The sequence below is a fragment of the Psychrobacter sp. VH5 genome, assembly GCF_050572635.1.
GTDB classification, from domain to species: Bacteria; Pseudomonadota; Gammaproteobacteria; order Pseudomonadales; family Moraxellaceae; genus Psychrobacter; species Psychrobacter celer.
The window spans coordinates 1,155,155-1,171,400 of the sequence record NZ_CP192145.1 but is presented as its reverse complement, the minus strand read 5'-3'; the positions used below and the strand labels follow the sequence as shown (position 1 = coordinate 1,171,400).

Annotated in this window: 12 protein-coding genes and 1 tRNA gene; 4 read left to right on the top strand and 9 right to left on the bottom strand. The window is 45.6% G+C overall.

Translation table 11 applies throughout. The features are described 5' to 3' along the window. Positions 1-28: 28 nt before the first annotated feature. From ACNFVB_RS04990 to ACNFVB_RS04975, 4 genes are all read right to left on the bottom strand, one after another. Positions 29-1,477, bottom strand: a complete 1,449-nt coding sequence (locus tag ACNFVB_RS04990; RefSeq protein WP_430738286.1) for a class I SAM-dependent methyltransferase — start codon at positions 1,475-1,477, stop codon at positions 29-31. Between the two features lie 187 nt (positions 1,478-1,664). Beyond that, positions 1,665-2,660, bottom strand: coding sequence for a DUF1365 domain-containing protein (locus ACNFVB_RS04985; RefSeq protein WP_430738285.1), 996 nt, complete (start codon positions 2,658-2,660; stop codon positions 1,665-1,667). A gap of 11 nt (positions 2,661-2,671) precedes the next feature. Further along, entirely contained in the window at positions 2,672-4,402 is a 1,731-nt protein-coding gene (locus ACNFVB_RS04980) for an NAD(P)/FAD-dependent oxidoreductase (protein ID WP_430738284.1), read from the bottom strand. A 69-nt stretch (positions 4,403-4,471) separates the two neighbouring features. Then, positions 4,472-5,212 carry an SDR family NAD(P)-dependent oxidoreductase gene (locus ACNFVB_RS04975; RefSeq protein WP_430738283.1) on the bottom strand — a complete coding sequence of 247 codons (741 nt, stop codon included), beginning with the start codon at positions 5,210-5,212 and terminating at the stop codon, positions 4,472-4,474. A gap of 372 nt (positions 5,213-5,584) precedes the next feature. Between ACNFVB_RS04975 and ACNFVB_RS04970 the strand changes: the two genes are divergently transcribed. Beyond that, entirely contained in the window at positions 5,585-6,787 is a 1,203-nt protein-coding gene (locus tag ACNFVB_RS04970; RefSeq protein WP_430738282.1) for a pyridoxal phosphate-dependent aminotransferase, read from the top strand. A 273-nt stretch (positions 6,788-7,060) separates the two neighbouring features. Continuing rightward, positions 7,061-7,136, top strand: a tRNA-Asn gene (locus ACNFVB_RS04965). 561 nt (positions 7,137-7,697) lie between these two features. Here the strand turns inward: ACNFVB_RS04965 and ACNFVB_RS04960 are convergent. Beyond that, a complete protein-coding gene (locus ACNFVB_RS04960) occupies positions 7,698-8,828 on the bottom strand; it encodes an endonuclease/exonuclease/phosphatase family protein (RefSeq protein WP_430738281.1) in 1,131 nt (376 codons plus the stop codon). A gap of 406 nt (positions 8,829-9,234) precedes the next feature. Here ACNFVB_RS04960 and asd point away from each other — a divergent pair, with 406 nt between their 5' ends. Both asd and tgt read left to right on the top strand, forming a co-directional pair. Continuing rightward, entirely contained in the window at positions 9,235-10,368 is a 1,134-nt protein-coding gene (gene asd / locus ACNFVB_RS04955) for an aspartate-semialdehyde dehydrogenase (protein ID WP_198337062.1), read from the top strand. Between the two features lie 203 nt (positions 10,369-10,571). Then, entirely contained in the window at positions 10,572-11,723 is a 1,152-nt protein-coding gene (gene tgt / locus ACNFVB_RS04950) for a tRNA guanosine(34) transglycosylase Tgt (RefSeq protein WP_430738280.1), read from the top strand. A 135-nt stretch (positions 11,724-11,858) separates the two neighbouring features. Here tgt and ACNFVB_RS04945 read toward each other — a convergent pair whose 3' ends face one another. From ACNFVB_RS04945 to lpxD, 4 genes are all read right to left on the bottom strand, one after another. Further along, entirely contained in the window at positions 11,859-13,211 is a 1,353-nt protein-coding gene (locus ACNFVB_RS04945) for a sodium-dependent transporter (RefSeq protein ID WP_430738279.1), read from the bottom strand. Positions 13,212-13,481: 270 nt separating this feature from the next. After that, positions 13,482-14,261, bottom strand: coding sequence for an acyl-ACP--UDP-N-acetylglucosamine O-acyltransferase (gene lpxA / locus ACNFVB_RS04940; RefSeq protein ID WP_105245063.1), 780 nt, complete (start codon positions 14,259-14,261; stop codon positions 13,482-13,484). Between the two features lie 179 nt (positions 14,262-14,440). After that, positions 14,441-14,950 carry a 3-hydroxyacyl-ACP dehydratase FabZ gene (fabZ, locus tag ACNFVB_RS04935; protein WP_353888718.1) on the bottom strand — a complete coding sequence of 170 codons (510 nt, stop codon included), beginning with the start codon at positions 14,948-14,950 and terminating at the stop codon, positions 14,441-14,443. A gap of 122 nt (positions 14,951-15,072) precedes the next feature. Further along, the gene (gene lpxD / locus ACNFVB_RS04930; protein ID WP_430738278.1) at positions 15,073-16,095 is read right to left on the bottom strand and encodes a UDP-3-O-(3-hydroxymyristoyl)glucosamine N-acyltransferase; all 1,023 of its coding nucleotides are present in this window, start codon (positions 16,093-16,095) and stop codon (positions 15,073-15,075) included. Positions 16,096-16,246: the final 151 nt, after the last annotated feature.

Here is a 16,246-nt window from a genome sequence, read left to right as displayed (position 1 = left end):
AACTATTTTAATGTTAGGCATCTTGTCCTTAGCCAAATGCAGCCGCAATGCTAGAAGCGCTACGCTGATTAATAGTACTGTCCATGGGCTTGTTTATCACATCAGTTACAGGCGAATCAGAGAAATGTAAAATATCGATATTGTCAGGTTTAACCGCGGTCAGTTGGACAACGCCAATGGTGCGCTCCAAAAAGCCGCCTTCGCAGTAACAAAAATAAAACTCCCATAGACGGATAAAGGCTTCGTCATAACCAAGCGCTTTAATCTCCTCACGCTGCGACATAAAGGCAATACGCCAATCGCGCAAAGTATGCGCGTAGTCAAAGCCATAGTCATGCAACTGCTTAATAACCATATCTGTCTGCTGGGTGAACTGGTTATTCAGCTCTTGATTAGAGAGCAGACAGCCGCCTGGGAAGATATGAGTCTGAATAAAATCCACTGAATCAACATAGTCTTGATAGTTTTGATCGTTAAAGGTGATGGCTTGTAATACCATAAGCCCTGTAGGCTTAAGCAAATCATTGCACTTAGCAAAAAAGGTGGGCAGATACTCATAACCTACCGCTTCAATCATCTCAATGCTGATTAGCTTGTCATACTGTCCTGTCAGATTGCGATAGTCCTCTTTGAGTAAAGTTATCTTGTCAGACAGCCCTGCCGCGTCAATGCGCGCCTGTGCTTCATCGAACTGCGCATCGGATATGGTTGTGGTCGTTACATGACAGCCGTAATGACTCGCAGCATAAATGGCAAAACCGCCCCAGCCAGTGCCAATCTCGATCACTTGATCATCGGCAGTCAATTGCAGGCGCTGACAGATAAGCGCAAGCTTATGCTGCTGAGCCTCACTAAGGGTGGCCTCTGGGTTTTTGTAGATGGCCGAGGAGTACATCATGGTCTCATCTAAAAAACGCTGATACATATCATTGCCCAAATCATAGTGAGCTAAGATATTAGATTTAGAGCCTGACTGGTCGTTACTACGCAGCTGATGATTGGCCTTCTCAAAGGCTTTGCTTATACCGGCAAAGCGGTTCTCAAGCTTATTGAGCACTGCTAGATTACGCGCCGCCAAGCGTATCAAGCCTGTCAAATCATCGGTATCCCACTCGCCATTAATGTAGCTATCGGCAAGCGCTATAGAGCCGCCAAAAAGCAGCTGACGATAGACACTGATATCATGAATCGTGAGGGTGACATGTAGAAAATGACGACCAATAGCAGAGCTACTTTTGCTATTGATAGCCTGACTACCAAAGCTATATGCTTGCGTCTGCTGAGCATAATCCTCTATTACTGTGATACCGCCAAACTGTACTCGTTTTAACGCTTGAAATATCGCCTTTCTAGCTAAAGCATTAACGCCGTTACTCACAGGTCGCAAAAGAGCGCTATCATTTAAAGTCTGATTCAAACGGGCATTTATTTTCTCTAATCTACTGCTTGGCTGACGATCGGTTGGTCGGGGTGACATCGCGGTGGTATCCTCTTGTCCATTTGAGATAGTCGCTTACTAATAAATACTTGTTACTTTTTTACTCTTTAATACTGTCGTTCAACGGATTTTGGTAGCAAGAAATCATTGACTAAACCTTAAAAATCACTCGGTTTTAGCTACCTTTATGATTACTTGATTTTGTCATTACTTGATAGTGGTTTACTCATGGCTTACTTTCTGCTTGCTCACTATCTGCTAGCTTCTCATCGTAATTGATATAAGGTACTTTTTTGAATGCATAGAGTTTAAAAGCATGCCAATAGATACGAGTGAGTGAGGTGAAATTCATCAATGGGTTTTGTTTTAAGCTTTGGCGGATGCTCTCGTGGGTCATCGGCTCTCCACTCATCTTTATGCCCGTTTTGAGTACTTCACCGCGCTTATCATTGATATTGATTGCTATCCGAATATCAAAAATATCGTTTTTATTAGTCTTATTGCTTTTAGACGGTTGTGGTTTGACGCTGACCTGCCAGCGATAGAGCTGATCGATAGGATTAAAGGGCGAGACATGAAAATTTTTATCATGACAAAGCTCCGTCTCCTCGCCTTTTAATAAAAAACCATAATAGTGACGCTTATCCCACGGTGTATTAGACACTTCTGCTAGTAAATGGGTGGGCGTTTGCTCACTATCAAAACCGATATAAAAGTTCACTGGGCTAAAATAAACACCAACATTACGGCACACTATCAAGCCAATAATATCCCCTGTTGGCGTACTGCCCGTTTTATCTTTAAAGACAGCATTTAAACGCTGCAACAATCCCTCTATACTTTTAACATGAGCATCAGCACTAGTAATATCAGCTATTTCTTGATTCGCCTGATCTAATGGCAAACCTTGCAAGTAGTCATCGGCATAAAACTGCTGTAACGCTTTATGTTTCGCTGAAAATATCGGCAAGCCTTTGATAATTGCTGCACCAAAGGGAAGTTTATTGAACAGTTTTGCGCTATGAGTATGGTTATTTTGAAGCTGCATGCTTGCGACTTCTGGTAATCTATCACCTGCTGCCAAAGCGCTAATATTGACGCCCCAATAACGGTACGGATAAGTAAATTTATGCACAATCGGTAATAGGCGACTGTGCCACGTTGTGCCATGAAACAGCTGATGGTTAAATTGACTATTAGACGAGTGGTCTTTTTTAGGCATTAAGCGCTCTTTCATTTATGTTTACTGCTGTGAAGGACTCTAGCCAACAAACCGTGCTTTTTTGTTTTAGCAGCGGTTAGAACTTTAGGCTTAGCTGCTATCGATGCGATATAAGCAAGCAATTCTTGATTGGTCTCCGCACTAAGCAGTTGTCGATTGTCTAATTTGTGCATAGATTTATCCGCTCTGACTGGTATGTCTTTATAGACAAAGGGCGTATGCGCCGACTCACCATCTGGCAAATGGCTGGTGTCAACCTCGTCTTTGATGTCAATCTGACTACCTAAAGACTGACAAACTCGCAAGCCACTGCGAACGCCATCTTCGTGAAAACCGTTGAACCAATAAGCGCCGCAAAAGTGCGTGTGCAAACCACTACTAGAGATGGTTGACCACTGCTTTTGCGCCTCTATCATCGACTTGTCAAACACCGGATGGCTATAATCAATCGACTTGATAAGTTGTGCAGGATCAATCTTGTGATTAAGCGTGACCAGATAATTGTGCTGCTTCGTCAGCCTTTGTAAGATATTCATATGATACGTCAGTACTGGCTTCGCAGAAGTTTGCTCGACTGTGTTATCCGTCTTGCCATCGGCATCAAGCAAGTAGTTCCAACTCGCCCAAGCCAATGGCTTATTGGGCAGGACGCTAGTATCGGTATGCAACACAGCTGTGTTAGAAGTAAAGCGAAAATGACTTAAGACCTCAGTCTCATCGCTAGTCGCATCTTGCAAAATCTTTAAAGCAGTATCGGCGTGACACGCAAAAATCACCTCATCAAAGTCTAAACTTTCTATACTCTTGCCATTACTCATCTTCAAAGTCACTTTAGCGTTAGTACTGTCAGCTTTGTTGTCCTTATTACGAGTGACCGACTGTACGGGAGAGTTGACTCGCACTTGCCCGCCTTTTTTAACAAAACGCGTCACCAACTTATTAACATATTGCTTAGAGCCACCTTTAATCGTGAACCACTGCGGGCGATTGACCACGTCTAGCAGACCATGATTATCAAAGAACTGCGCAAAGAAGACTAACGGGAAATCTTGCACGTTTTCTAAGCTCGTTGACCAAATAGCTGACACCATAGGCAGCAGGTAGTTATCAGTAAATAATTTTCCGTAACGTTTACTGGCTAAATACTCGCTCAAGGTTTGCTGAGTGTAGCGAGTGACCGTTTCGCCATTGCTGCGAGCCGCTTCGAAATCCTGACGCAGCTGCTTCATCTGCTTGTTAAATTGCAATATATCTTGCACAAAGCGCCAGAACTTCGGGCTGATGATATTTTTACGCTGCGATAGCAAGGTATTGATGGTATGACCGTTATACTCAAAGTTGCGGGCAACGTTTTTGACCGAAAAGCTCATATCTGTCGATTGAAACGGCACTTGCAGCTCATGCAACAGACGAAAAAAATTCGGATAAGTGCGCTCATTAAAGACAATAAAACCGGTATCAATCGCACTTTTTTCTGCCTGACTTTTTTTACTAAACCTAGACTTTGACTTTCTGCCGTCTTGTAATGCCACATCGATAGTATTGACGTGACCACCGATATAATCATTAGCTTCAAAGACGGTAACGTCGTGCTCTTCTACTAAATAGTGCGCGCAAGTGAGTCCTGAGACGCCTGAACCGATAATGGCAATATGTTTTTTAGTTTTACCATTCTTTTGGCGATTATCATCGCTAGTACTACTCTGTGCGGCGGTTACAGCGTTACGGCGAAACAACGGCATGCCTATTATCCTTTAGACTTTTTTAATATATTTGACTGTCTTGATGTACGTAGCTCTCTAGCGACTCACTTATGACTTTTTGTACAGCTGCTTACTGATTTGCTGCCACGCCATATCAGGCAGAGTGCCTAAAGTTTTTAGTGGCAAAGTGAGTTTTCTTGGAAACTCAATGACTTCGTGCTCAGCTTCGATACCATCACGAATGGCTTGACTGGCTTGCTGAGGAGTCTGCAAAAACGGCATCGGAAAATCGTTTTGCTCAGTCATCGGCGTATCGACAAACCCTGGCACAACTAAGCTGACCGCAACATTAAATGGTGCAAGACTGATTTGCAACGTTTTCATAAGATAATGAATCGCCGCCTTAGAGCTGCCATAAGCTTCTGCACGAGCAAAAGGTACATAAGCAGAGGCCGAGCCTAGACCGACTAGGCGACCTTTTGAGGCGATAAGTTTAGGTAGCACGCCTTCGATAGCGTGCGAGAGTGTGCCCATATTGATTGACATCACTTTCATAAAGCTTTCGCTGTCAAAGTTCGGCATATCTAAGTACTCGCAAGCCCCCGCGCAGCAAATTGCTAGATCAATGGTATCTAGCTTCTCAAAAGCCGCGATGACCGCTTCTCTATCCATCAAGTCCAACTCTATGGACGTCGCGCCTAAACTTTTAAGTTCCGCTAAAGCCTCATCATCGCGCCCTACCGCATAGACGTGCTGATCCTTTGCTAAATAGTCTTTTGCGAGTTGCATACCTATACCTGAGGTCGCACCTGTGATTACGATATGCAGTCTTTCAGTCGTTGTTGCCATTACACTAGTCCCTTTTTAATGATGATTGCATTCTCACTATTAATCCATAGTTGTTTTAGCAAAACTTAATTTTATAATAGCTAAATAATACAAATAAAAGTTATCGTTATTGTTGTAACTTCGCAAACGTAACATAAAATTTAGAATGGTTATTCAGAGTCTGGCTTTGCCAAAGACCATAAATTTTCTGTTACTAGTGTGGTAGGACAGCCTACCGTCTACATGCTACAATAAAACCGCTACTCGCGCTTATTGAGGCGCGTGGGCACAGCGATAATTCTACTTTTATAGTGACACTTCTAATAACGACCATTTAATAACGGCGTTTCTACCCTATCTCTATTTTCTATTCAGACTTATTAAGGATTTTTTATGAGCGAGTTGCAACTGTCTGACCGCGTCAATAGCATCAAACCATCACCAACGCTAGCGATTACCAATAAAGCCAAAGAGCTAAAAGCGGCTGGTAAAGACATTATCGGCCTAGGTGCTGGCGAGCCTGACTTTGATACCCCAGAGCACATCAAAAAGGCAGCCATTGATGCAATCAATAACGGTTTTACCAAGTACACCGCTGTCGATGGTACACCAGAGCTCAAAAAAGCCATCATCGACAAGTTCAAGCGTGATAATGACATCAGCTATGAGCCAAATGAGATCCTAGTATCGGTCGGTGGTAAGCAGTCGTTCTTTAATTTAGCGCAAGCCTTTATCAATCCAGGCGACGAAGTCATCATCCCAGCACCATACTGGGTCAGCTATCCTGATATGGTCATCATCGCAGGCGGTAAGCCGGTCATCGTAGAATGCCCTGCTGAGCAAGATTTCAAGATCACCGCCGAGCAATTAGAAGCCGCCATCACAGACAAAACCAAACTGCTAGTGCTAAACAGCCCATCGAACCCAACAGGTATGATCTATACGTTGGATGAGCTAAAAGCCATTGCGGAAGTATTGAAAAAACACCCGCACGTCTATGTGGCCTCAGATGATATGTATGAGCACATTCGCTGGACGGGTGATAAATTCTACAATATCTTAAACGCCGCACCTGAGCTAAAAGAGCGCGCCATCATCCTAAACGGCGTATCAAAAGCCTACGCCATGACAGGCTGGCGCATCGGCTACGCTGGTGGCCCTGCCAAACTCATCGGCGCGATGAAAAAAGTACAGTCGCAGTCGACCTCTTGCCCAACCTCTATAAGCCAAGTGGCTGCCGAAGCCGCCATCAGTGGTGACCAAAGTGTACTGGCACCGATGGTAGAAGCCTTTGAGAAGCGTTGTGATTTGGTCGTTGATGGTCTAAATGCCATTAAAGGCATCACGTGTCTGCGTCCTGATGGCGCATTTTACGTCTATCCTCAAATCAAGCCATTAATCAAAGCCGCTGGTCTATCCTCGTGCACTGAATTCTCAGAATGGTTGCTTGAGAAAGTTGGCGTAGCGGTCGTCCCTGGTGATGCCTTTGGTCTTGGCGGCTATATGCGCATCTCTTATGCCACTGACGAAGCGACGCTAAAAGATGCGCTATCACGTATCGAAAAAGCCGTGGCTGACTTGGACGTTGCTGAATAAGCAACTCTCTAAGCAAAAAGGCTTTTAAGCTAAATAGCTTGATTGTTAAAAACTATAAAAAAAGACGCTCCATATTTGTTATGTGGGCGTTTTTTTATGACGGCTTGATTTGATAAAAACGCTCTATCTTTTCATTAAAACGACAATCTTTGCAATTTATGCAAAAAAAGGCTTGACGTATTTTTTATCTTTGCTAGAATACGCCCCACTTAGCAAGAACTCGTTAGAGACTTTCTAAGTCTTGCTGTCACGTATCATGTACGTACAGCCTATTCTCCAATAGCTCAGTTGGTAGAGCAACGGACTGTTAATCCGTGTGTCCCTGGTTCGAGCCCAGGTTGGAGAGCCACATTTTAGTAGTAAAAATTTGAATTATTTTTAATTCAATTATGGCATTTGCCAAAACCCTCATCACTTTGATGAGGGTTTTTTTATGGTCGTCTGTTTTTTATGCAGTTTGGCTTTGTCAGCAGTTTGGTTTCTTTTAGCATGGCTTGTAGCATGGAATTTAAGGAGTATAACGCCTCGGTGATATGGCGGCTAAGATCAGCAAACAAATACCAAATGGCAGACAAAGAAAAGCCCCGAACCTAGGGCGATTGGTTCAGGGCTTATGGCGCTTCATGTTGTTGTTATTATTTCTTCCATGTCGACTTATCCTAAGTCATAAACAGTCATCTATAAGACAGCGGGCTGACCTGTGCTTTTATCGATACTGCCTCAACACTGCATCCTTGCCTCTCCTTGTGTTGATGGTTGTATTGTAGGGCAATCACTTTGATGCGCCTAGAGGCTAAAGACCTTATTTTGCGTAAGCATATGCTTACATTTGTACACCCGCTTACTGCCCCACTCGCCTTGTTTGGCGGCTCGTGACTTATCTAGAACCAATCTACTCTACTACCCTATTCTATCCCAATAACTGCTGCTCTTTAGCATGCTCTTTAGAGACTTTTTTACCTTCTTCTTTACCCTCTTCTATTTTGTTATCTATCTCTTTGATATCGTCTGCTTCGGCCGTTGGGGCGTTTTTTTGTTGTTGCTCGGCTTCCTCTGGCTCATACTGTAGCGTCGTCATGACTGGAAAGTGATCAGAGCCTATAGACGGCAAACGCTGAATATCAACGACTGTGAAGCGAGCACTGTGAAAAATATGATCAAGCGCCCAACGCAAAAATGGATAATTGACATGAAAAGTATTGATAAAATGCCGACCGATACGCGGGTCCAGCAAGCCTGAGATGCGCTGAAAGCGGCGCGTCGTCTTCGACCAGGCCACGTCATTAAGATCGCCTGCCAGTATGGCGGTTTGATCGTGCTCTTTGATGTGTTTGCCGACCATTAGCAACTCGGCATCGCGAGTGGTCGATTTATCGGCCTCAGTAGGACTGGGCGGCATGGGGTGCAAGCAATATAGCCAAATCACTTGACCACTTTGCAGGCGCAGCTGTGAGTGAATCGACGGTATGTCATCTATCATCAAATACTTGACCTCAGGGTCGATCAGTTCAAGTTTCGAGTACATATGCATGCCATATAAATTGTCTAATGGCACCTTGACGGTATAAGGATAGTCTGACTCAATCTGCTCCAGTGCTTTTTCCCACTTTTTATCACTCTCTAAGGTGATTAAAATATCGGGCTGCTTTTGCTTGACCAGATCGACCAGCTTTGGGGTATGATCATTGGGCGTTAGGACATTTGACACCATGAGCTTTAGTTGATGCGCTTGCCCTGTAGGTTTGGATTTTGCTTGTTGTACTTCTTTTTTCCATAGTTTGGTATAGGGCAACACCATTCTTAGCTGAAACGCCAATGTGAGGCTCAAAACCACAAACAACAACCACTGCCCTAGCTGCCAGTCTGGCCAAAACACCAGCATACCAACCCAAGCGATCACCCCCAGCACCATGATCTGAATACGAGGAAAATCGACACCGCGCACCCACCAATTATCTAGCGGCAGCCAGCCCCAAATCGTCACAAACGCGACGAGCCCTGCTAGCCACTGGACAGAATAATATAGTAGTGAAAGATCCATAGTATGTATTAACCGTTGGTTGAAATTTTGGTTTGCCGCTGCATAAGATATGTTGGGTGTTCAGGCATCTTTAGGCGTAGGCTCACGATACTGATGCTAGCGCTTACTTTAGCACTTCAACCCAGTGACGCCTACTGCTACAGTCGAATTATATGACAACAACTATAAAACATTACAATGTCAAGTATCTGGCAGTGTGCTGTTGGTGATTTGTTGATAAGGCTTTTGTACCATAAAACCGCAATAACCAGCATCTGCATACTAATAACATCACGTTATAGTAAACATAGCAAATAGTGTATAAAAAACCGCTAAAAATCGCCAAAACGCCTTGCTTTTTGGGAGCATTCACGGCATTGTTATTGGTTGGCGATGCAACAAATAACTGTAAATAGGATTAGATTTCATGAGTAATTTAACAGTAGGCTTGGTGGGCTGGCGCGGTATGGTTGGCTCAGTGTTAATACAGCGCATGCAGCAAGAAAAAGACTTTGATGGTATTACGCCCGTGTTTTTTTCGACCAGTAACGCAGGTGGCGATGCGCCAAGCTTCGATGGCGTACAGACCAGCCAATTAAAGGACGCTCATGATATCGACGCACTCGCAGCTTGTGATGTGATTATTACCTGTCAGGGCGGCGACTACACCTCAAAGGTGCATCAGCCCCTACGCGATAGCGGCTGGAATGGCTACTGGATCGATGCGGCCAGCACCTTGCGTATGGCAGATGACAGCATCATTATCCTTGATCCAGTCAATCGCAATGTCATCGATAGCGCGCTCGCCAGTGGCAAAAAGGACTTTATCGGTGGCAACTGTACGGTATCCTTGATGCTGATGGCGATCGGTGAACTGTTTAATAAAGGCTGGGTAGAATGGGTCAGCGCCATGACTTATCAGGCGGCGAGTGGCTCTGGCGCAAACAACATGCGCGAGCTCATCGAAGGCATGGGCGTACTACGTGATGCGGTCAAGGACGAGCTGGCTGATCCTGCAAGTGCTATCTTGGATATCGACAAAAAAATCGCGCAGACCCAGCGCGCAGATGACTTCCCTAAGCAGTATTTTGGTGTACCGCTCGCAGGCAGCCTGATCCCTTATATCGATGCGCAATTAGAAAACAAGCAGTCGCGCGAAGAATGGAAAGGCGGCGTCGAAACCAACAAAATCCTTGGCAACTCAGCAGCCAACACCATCCCTATCGATGGTATGTGTGTGCGTATCGGTGCCATGCGCTGCCACGCCCAAGGCCTGACCATCAAGCTCAAAAAAGACATCCCGCTAGAGGAAATCGAAGCGGCGCTAAAAAATAGCGGTAATGAGTGGTTGGACTTGGTCGAAGACGACAAAGAAGCCACGATGAACCGCTTAACACCTGTTGCCGTAACAGGTACCTTGACTGTGGCGCTAGGACGCCTGCGTAAGCTAAACATGGGGCCTGAATATCTCGGTGCATTTACTGTGGGTGATCAGCTACTGTGGGGTGCAGCCGAACCTTTACGCCGTATGCTAAACATCATCCGCGAACAAAACGCCTAATTTTACAACTCAACTATGAAGTACAAAAAAGACAGCAGATGGCTGTCTTTTTTTATGGCGATTTTAGGTTCACTCCTCATAACGCGCTATGAGCCGCACATAATATAAATAGCAGCAAAATTGAGACTGGCATCCCTGTCCCAATAAACCCTTAACAATGCTATAATTAGCGCCATTTCCATAGCTTACATAGCGGTTATCATATGCAATTTGTCTTACACAAAACGGTCAGCGGCGAGACGCGTGCGCGCCGTGGCACTGTCCATCTCAATCATGGCGACGTACAAACGCCTGCCTTTATGCCTGTCGGTACGTATGGCACGGTCAAAGGTATGCTGCCGCGCGATATCGAAGCCATTGGCGCTGATATTATTCTTGGCAATACGTTTCACTTATGGCTACGTCCTGGTACTGAGGTCATCGACAAGTTTGGCGGCCTACACCAGTTTATGCACTGGGATAAGCCTATCTTGACCGACTCAGGCGGCTTTCAGGTCTTTAGTCTCGGTGCGATGCGCAAAATCACCGAAGAAGGCGTCAATTTTAAGTCGCCTATCGACGGTGCTAAGGTGTTTTTGTCACCAGAAAAGTCGATGCAGATTCAGTACAGCTTAAACTCAGACATCGTCATGCAGTTTGATGAGTGCACCCCCTATCCTGCCACTCACGATGAGGCCAAAAAGTCTTTAGAGCTGTCACTACGTTGGGGCCAGCGCTGCGTTGACGAGCACAATAGACTAGGCAGCACCAATGCGCTGTTTGGTATTATTCAAGGCAGTATGTACCCAGATCTACGCCAGCAATCGCTCGAGGGCCTGCTTGAGATTGGTTTTGATGGTTATGCCATCGGCGGCCTATCGGTCGGCGAGCCAAAAGATGAGATGATGGATGTACTAGACTATATCCCAGAGGCGATGCCAGCAGACAAACCGCGCTATCTGATGGGCGTTGGCAAGCCTGAGGACATCGTTGAGGCGGTACGCCGCGGGGTCGATATGTTTGACTGTGTTATGCCCACTCGTAATGCCCGTAATGGCCATTACTTTGTCACAGGTGATACAGACAATGCAGGCGTAGTGCGTATCCGCAATAGCCAGTATCGTAACGATGAAGGCCCACTAGACCCTGAGTGTGATTGCTATACTTGCCAAAACTTTAGCCGTGCCTATTTATACCATCTCAATAAATGTAAAGAGATGCTAGGCGCACAGCTGGCTACCATTCATAACCTGCGTTATTATCAGCGCTTGATGCAAGGCATCAGAAACGCCATCGAGCAAGACACCTTTGATGCCTTTGTCAGTGAGTTTTATGCCAAGCGTGGTCAAACGGTGCCTGAGCTAAACTTACGCTAACTCTTTAAACGCTCATCTATCTCTCTGCATCCTTATCTATCATTCAGACTAAAAAAGGGCTTAAGAAAACTCTTAAGCCTTTTTTGCTGCTTTACTGATGTATGCGCCATTCAAAAAGGCTAATGGCCAAACGTTTTAACCCATCAATGTGGTCACAAACACGATAACCACTGCGATTGGTGCTACAAACTTGGAGATAATCTGCCATAGCGTCCACGTACCATTAGACAGACCAAGCTCTTGCTGAACACTACGCTGATCCATCTGCCAGCCAAGGAAGATAATCGCCGCCAGACCCGTAAGTGGTAGGATAAACTTACTGGTGAGCTTATCTAAAGCATCAAAGATACCGTTGCCCATGATCGTAAAATCAGCCCATAGGTTAAACGACAACAAGGCTGCGATACCAAGTAGCCAAATCACAATACTCGCCACGATGGTCGATACTGTACGGCTCATCGAGGTACGCTCTTCTAAAAACTCCACCGTCGGCTCAAGTAGCGAAATCGATGAAGTGATAGCGGCAAAGGTAATCAACAAGAAAAACAAAGTACCGATGATCGTACCTGCGCCCATGCTACCAAAGGCAATTGGCAAGCTGACAAAGATAAGACCAGGGCCTGAGGCAGGATCTAAGCCATTGCTAAAGATAATCGGGAAGATCGCCAGACCAGCGGCCAAGGCAATCACGGTATCCAAGATAACCACTGTACGGGCGGTCTTGAGTAAGTTAACTTCACGGCCCAAATAAGAGCCATACGCAATCATAATGCCCATACCGATAGATAGAGTAAAGAACGCATGACCAAGCGCAGCAAGCATCACGTCTGCAGTCAGCTTGCTAAGGTCTGGAGCAAATAGGTAAGCAACCGCTTCACCAAATCCTCCATTCATGACGTTATAACCGACGATGACAAACAAGATAAGACCCAATAATGGCATTAACACCTTGGCGGTTTTTTCGATACCACTTGTCACCCCCATACCGACGATGATAGCCGTCAGCACCATAAATACAGTGTGCCAAATGGTCAATGTGCCGGCTGAGGCCAGCATAGCATCAAATGTCGCACCAACTGCGTCGCCATCTTGGCCAACAAACTCACCTGAGGCGATTTTGGTGATATAGTTTAGCGCCCAGCCACCGATGACACTATAAAACGATAAAATTAAGAAACCGCCCAAAATACCTGACGCACCCACGATACCCCAGCTGCGTGACTTGCCTTGGCTGGCGGCCACATCAGCAAAGGTATTGACTGGGTTTTTTTGTCCGCGGCGACCGATCAACCACTCAGCGACTAGAATCGGAAAACCTACTAACGCGATACAGAATAAATAAGCGATAACAAAAGCGGAACCCCCACTTTCACCGACCATATATGGAAATTTCCATATATTTCCCAACCCAACTGCCGACCCTACCGCTGCTAGCACGAAGCCAAAGCTTGAGCTCCATTGTGCATGTTCTTGTTTATTCATAGCCATCTTTTCCGTCCTCTTGCTTCAATTAATACCACTGATAACCTTCCTTGATTATCATAAGTCGCCCATCATAATGCTTAAGCGAATTATTAAACGCCCCGATATGAAGCGTCCAGTAACATTAAGAAAAAATTGTTTACAATACCGTAAACGCTCAGTTTCTGCTAAGCAACCAAAAAAGTCAAGTGCCCATAAATATAAAAAGCCATAACAATTGGTTATGGCTTTTTATCATAAATTGTGGCTAAGCCTAATCAATTATCTACTAACCACTTAGCGCACGACACCGCGGCGGCTGTTTTGTAAGGAGTCAATAAGCAGCTGAATCTTTGGCTCTCTCGGTAGTAGCTCGGTATGCAGTACCTCAAGCGCTTGTACAGTAGTCAGACCCGATCTAAAAATCGTACGATACGCTTGACGCAAAACATCAATCGTCTCTTTTGACCAGTTTTTGCGGCGCATACCTTCGACATTGAGACCATGGGTTTTGGCAGGATTGCCAGATACCATGGTAAAGGCGGCCACATCTTTTAAGATCAGACTTGCCCCACCGATCAGACTATAGTCATCTACCGTACAAAACTGATGAATACCAGAGTTGCCACCGATGATGGTATGGTTGCCGATAGTGACATGACCCGCTACCCCCACATTATTAGCCAACACATTGTGATCGCCTATCACGCAGTCGTGAGCCACGTGGGTGTTGACCATCAACAAATTATGACTACCAATCTTGGTCAACTCGCTGTCTTGAGCGGTGCCGCGGTGCAAGCTGCAGGCCTCACGAATGGTATTATAATCGCCAATCTCAAGCCAAGTGCGCTCGCCTGCATACTTCAAATCCTGCGGATCTTCACCAATACTGGCAAACTGATAAAATTGATTGTGCGCGCCGATACGAGTCAGCTTGGTCACGACCACATGACGATGCAACACCGTATGCGCGCCGATACTGACCTCATCCCCGACGATACAGTACGGGCCAATGATGGCAGTCTCATCTATCTGAGCGGAGGGTGAGATGAGTGCTGTTGGATGGATCTGACTCATAATGTGGGCCTTTGTATCTTCTGTTGCGAATAAATGGTAAAGCACTGACCGTCAGTCATAACTTATCAAACAAACCAAAGTCAGTCTTGCGACAAAATATCGATGCTCATTATAATTCTTCTTGCCTGTTTTGACATAACTCTTTAGATACCGATGAGCCTAAAAATTATCAGCCAATTTTATTGCTCTTGACGAGCAATCATCACCTGTGCGCTCGCCGCCAGCTCATCTTCGACATGGACGGTACAGTCAAACTTGTAAATACCGCGCTTTTGCATCACAGTTTTTGCCCGAATAATCAGCTGATCACCAGGGATAACGCGGCGCTTAAAACGAACCTTATCCACCCCAGCAAACAAATACAGATAACCATCTTCGCCAGTCAATCCTGCGCTGATAAACCCAAGCACCCCTGACACTTGAGCCATACACTCGACCATCAGCACGCCTGGCATGATAGGCTCATTGGGGAAATGCCCATTAAAAAACTCTTCATTAATGGTGACGTTTTTGACCCCAGTGATGCATTCACCAGGGATACAGTCGATCACTTTATCGACCAGCATAAAAGGATAGCGATGCGGTAAGTAGTGCTTTAGCGTATGATAAGTCAGAGGCAAAGTCAGGCCTTGCTCAGCCAAGCTTTTCATGTCGGTATCATTTAAAATATCTATGTCGTTGCTGCTCATATGCCGCGTCCTTGCTCATTGCTAAATATAAAAGGATTAAAAGGTTAAGGATTAAGTATGGAATATTATATGGTTAACTACTAAAGGTTATGAAATAGAGTGATATCTTGTGGCCAGTCAAATCAGCGCTCATCGCGACCGAGCTGGCGAAACCTAACAGCAGCACGTCGCCAGTTGGCAGTTGGCATGGCCGCGGTACCTGAAGAGTAAGAGCCTGCTTGTTTGATGGATTTGGTCACCATCGTCATACCCGACAACGTAACATCATCAGCAATCTCGATGTGGCCAGTGATACCGACCGCGCCACCAATAATACAGCGTTTACCGATATGCGTACTCCCAGCGATACCGGTGTGCGCGGCGATGGCCGTCCCATCACCAATATGCACATTGTGCGCCACTTGCACCAGATTGTCGATAATCACATGATTGCCGATGACGGTATCATCGATAGCACCGCGGTCGATACAAGTCTGACTGCCAATACGGACATGATCACCGATGATGACTCGGCCTAACTGCGCAATACGCTCCCACCCGGTGGTGCTTGGGTCGTTGGTCGGGGCAAAGCCAAAACCTTCTGAGCCAATACTTGTACCAGCATGCACTCTGACATGATCGCCAATGGTACAATCATGACCGATGACCACTTGCGATTTGATGACACAATCGCTGCCGACCCTCGTACCTGCCTCAATCGTCACGTGGGCAGCCAGCGCTGTTCGCGCTCCCAGCTGCACCTGCTCGCCTATCACACAAAACGCCCCTATGCTCACCTGCTCGCCGATGATGGCACTATCGGCAATCACCGCACTCGGATGAATACGACTCGAGGCTGACTGATAAGCAAATAACTGACTGGCGCTGGCGTAAGCCAAGTATGGATTTGCGACCACCAACGCCAAGGTTAATGCGGGTACTTGCTGGCGATAATCTGCTGTGACTAACACAGCCCCTGCTTGACTGTCTGCCAAACTAGAGAGGTAACGAGGATCGGCCAAAAAACTCAGCTGCGTGTCATTGGCTGTCGTCAGACTACCGATACCGCCAAGCTGTTGGCATAACTGCTCAGCGCTCAGCTCTGCTTTATTTATAACAGGCTGGCGCTGCTCAATTTGGGTGATAAGTTGCTCAATCGTTATCATAGTTATTATTAGTATGAAGTAAGAATAAAAGTCGTATTATAAATAAGACAGTCATCAAGCTGCTATATCAGCTTGATGACCAATTTATCTAGTACCATTTATTTATACCACACAAGTTATTGTGCCGTATAAATAAGATCAAAGCCAAAGC

Excerpts from the sequence above, each read along its gene's own strand:
- ACNFVB_RS04990 (WP_430738286.1), bottom strand. The coding sequence starts at position 1,477 with ATGTCACCCCGACCAACCGATCGTCAGCCAAGCAGTAGATTAGAGAAA.
- ACNFVB_RS04985 (WP_430738285.1), bottom strand. The coding sequence starts at position 2,660 with ATGCCTAAAAAAGACCACTCGTCTAATAGTCAATTTAACCATCAGCTG.
- ACNFVB_RS04980 (WP_430738284.1), bottom strand. The coding sequence starts at position 4,402 with ATGCCGTTGTTTCGCCGTAACGCTGTAACCGCCGCACAGAGTAGTACT.
- ACNFVB_RS04975 (WP_430738283.1), bottom strand. The coding sequence starts at position 5,212 with ATGGCAACAACGACTGAAAGACTGCATATCGTAATCACAGGTGCGACC.
- ACNFVB_RS04970 (WP_430738282.1), top strand. The coding sequence starts at position 5,585 with ATGAGCGAGTTGCAACTGTCTGACCGCGTCAATAGCATCAAACCATCA.
- ACNFVB_RS04960 (WP_430738281.1), bottom strand. The coding sequence starts at position 8,828 with ATGGATCTTTCACTACTATATTATTCTGTCCAGTGGCTAGCAGGGCTC.
- asd (WP_198337062.1), top strand. The coding sequence starts at position 9,235 with ATGAGTAATTTAACAGTAGGCTTGGTGGGCTGGCGCGGTATGGTTGGC.
- tgt (WP_430738280.1), top strand. The coding sequence starts at position 10,572 with ATGCAATTTGTCTTACACAAAACGGTCAGCGGCGAGACGCGTGCGCGC.
- ACNFVB_RS04945 (WP_430738279.1), bottom strand. The coding sequence starts at position 13,211 with ATGGCTATGAATAAACAAGAACATGCACAATGGAGCTCAAGCTTTGGC.
- lpxA (WP_105245063.1), bottom strand. The coding sequence starts at position 14,261 with ATGAGTCAGATCCATCCAACAGCACTCATCTCACCCTCCGCTCAGATA.
- fabZ (WP_353888718.1), bottom strand. The coding sequence starts at position 14,950 with ATGAGCAGCAACGACATAGATATTTTAAATGATACCGACATGAAAAGC.
- lpxD (WP_430738278.1), bottom strand. The coding sequence starts at position 16,095 with ATGATAACGATTGAGCAACTTATCACCCAAATTGAGCAGCGCCAGCCT.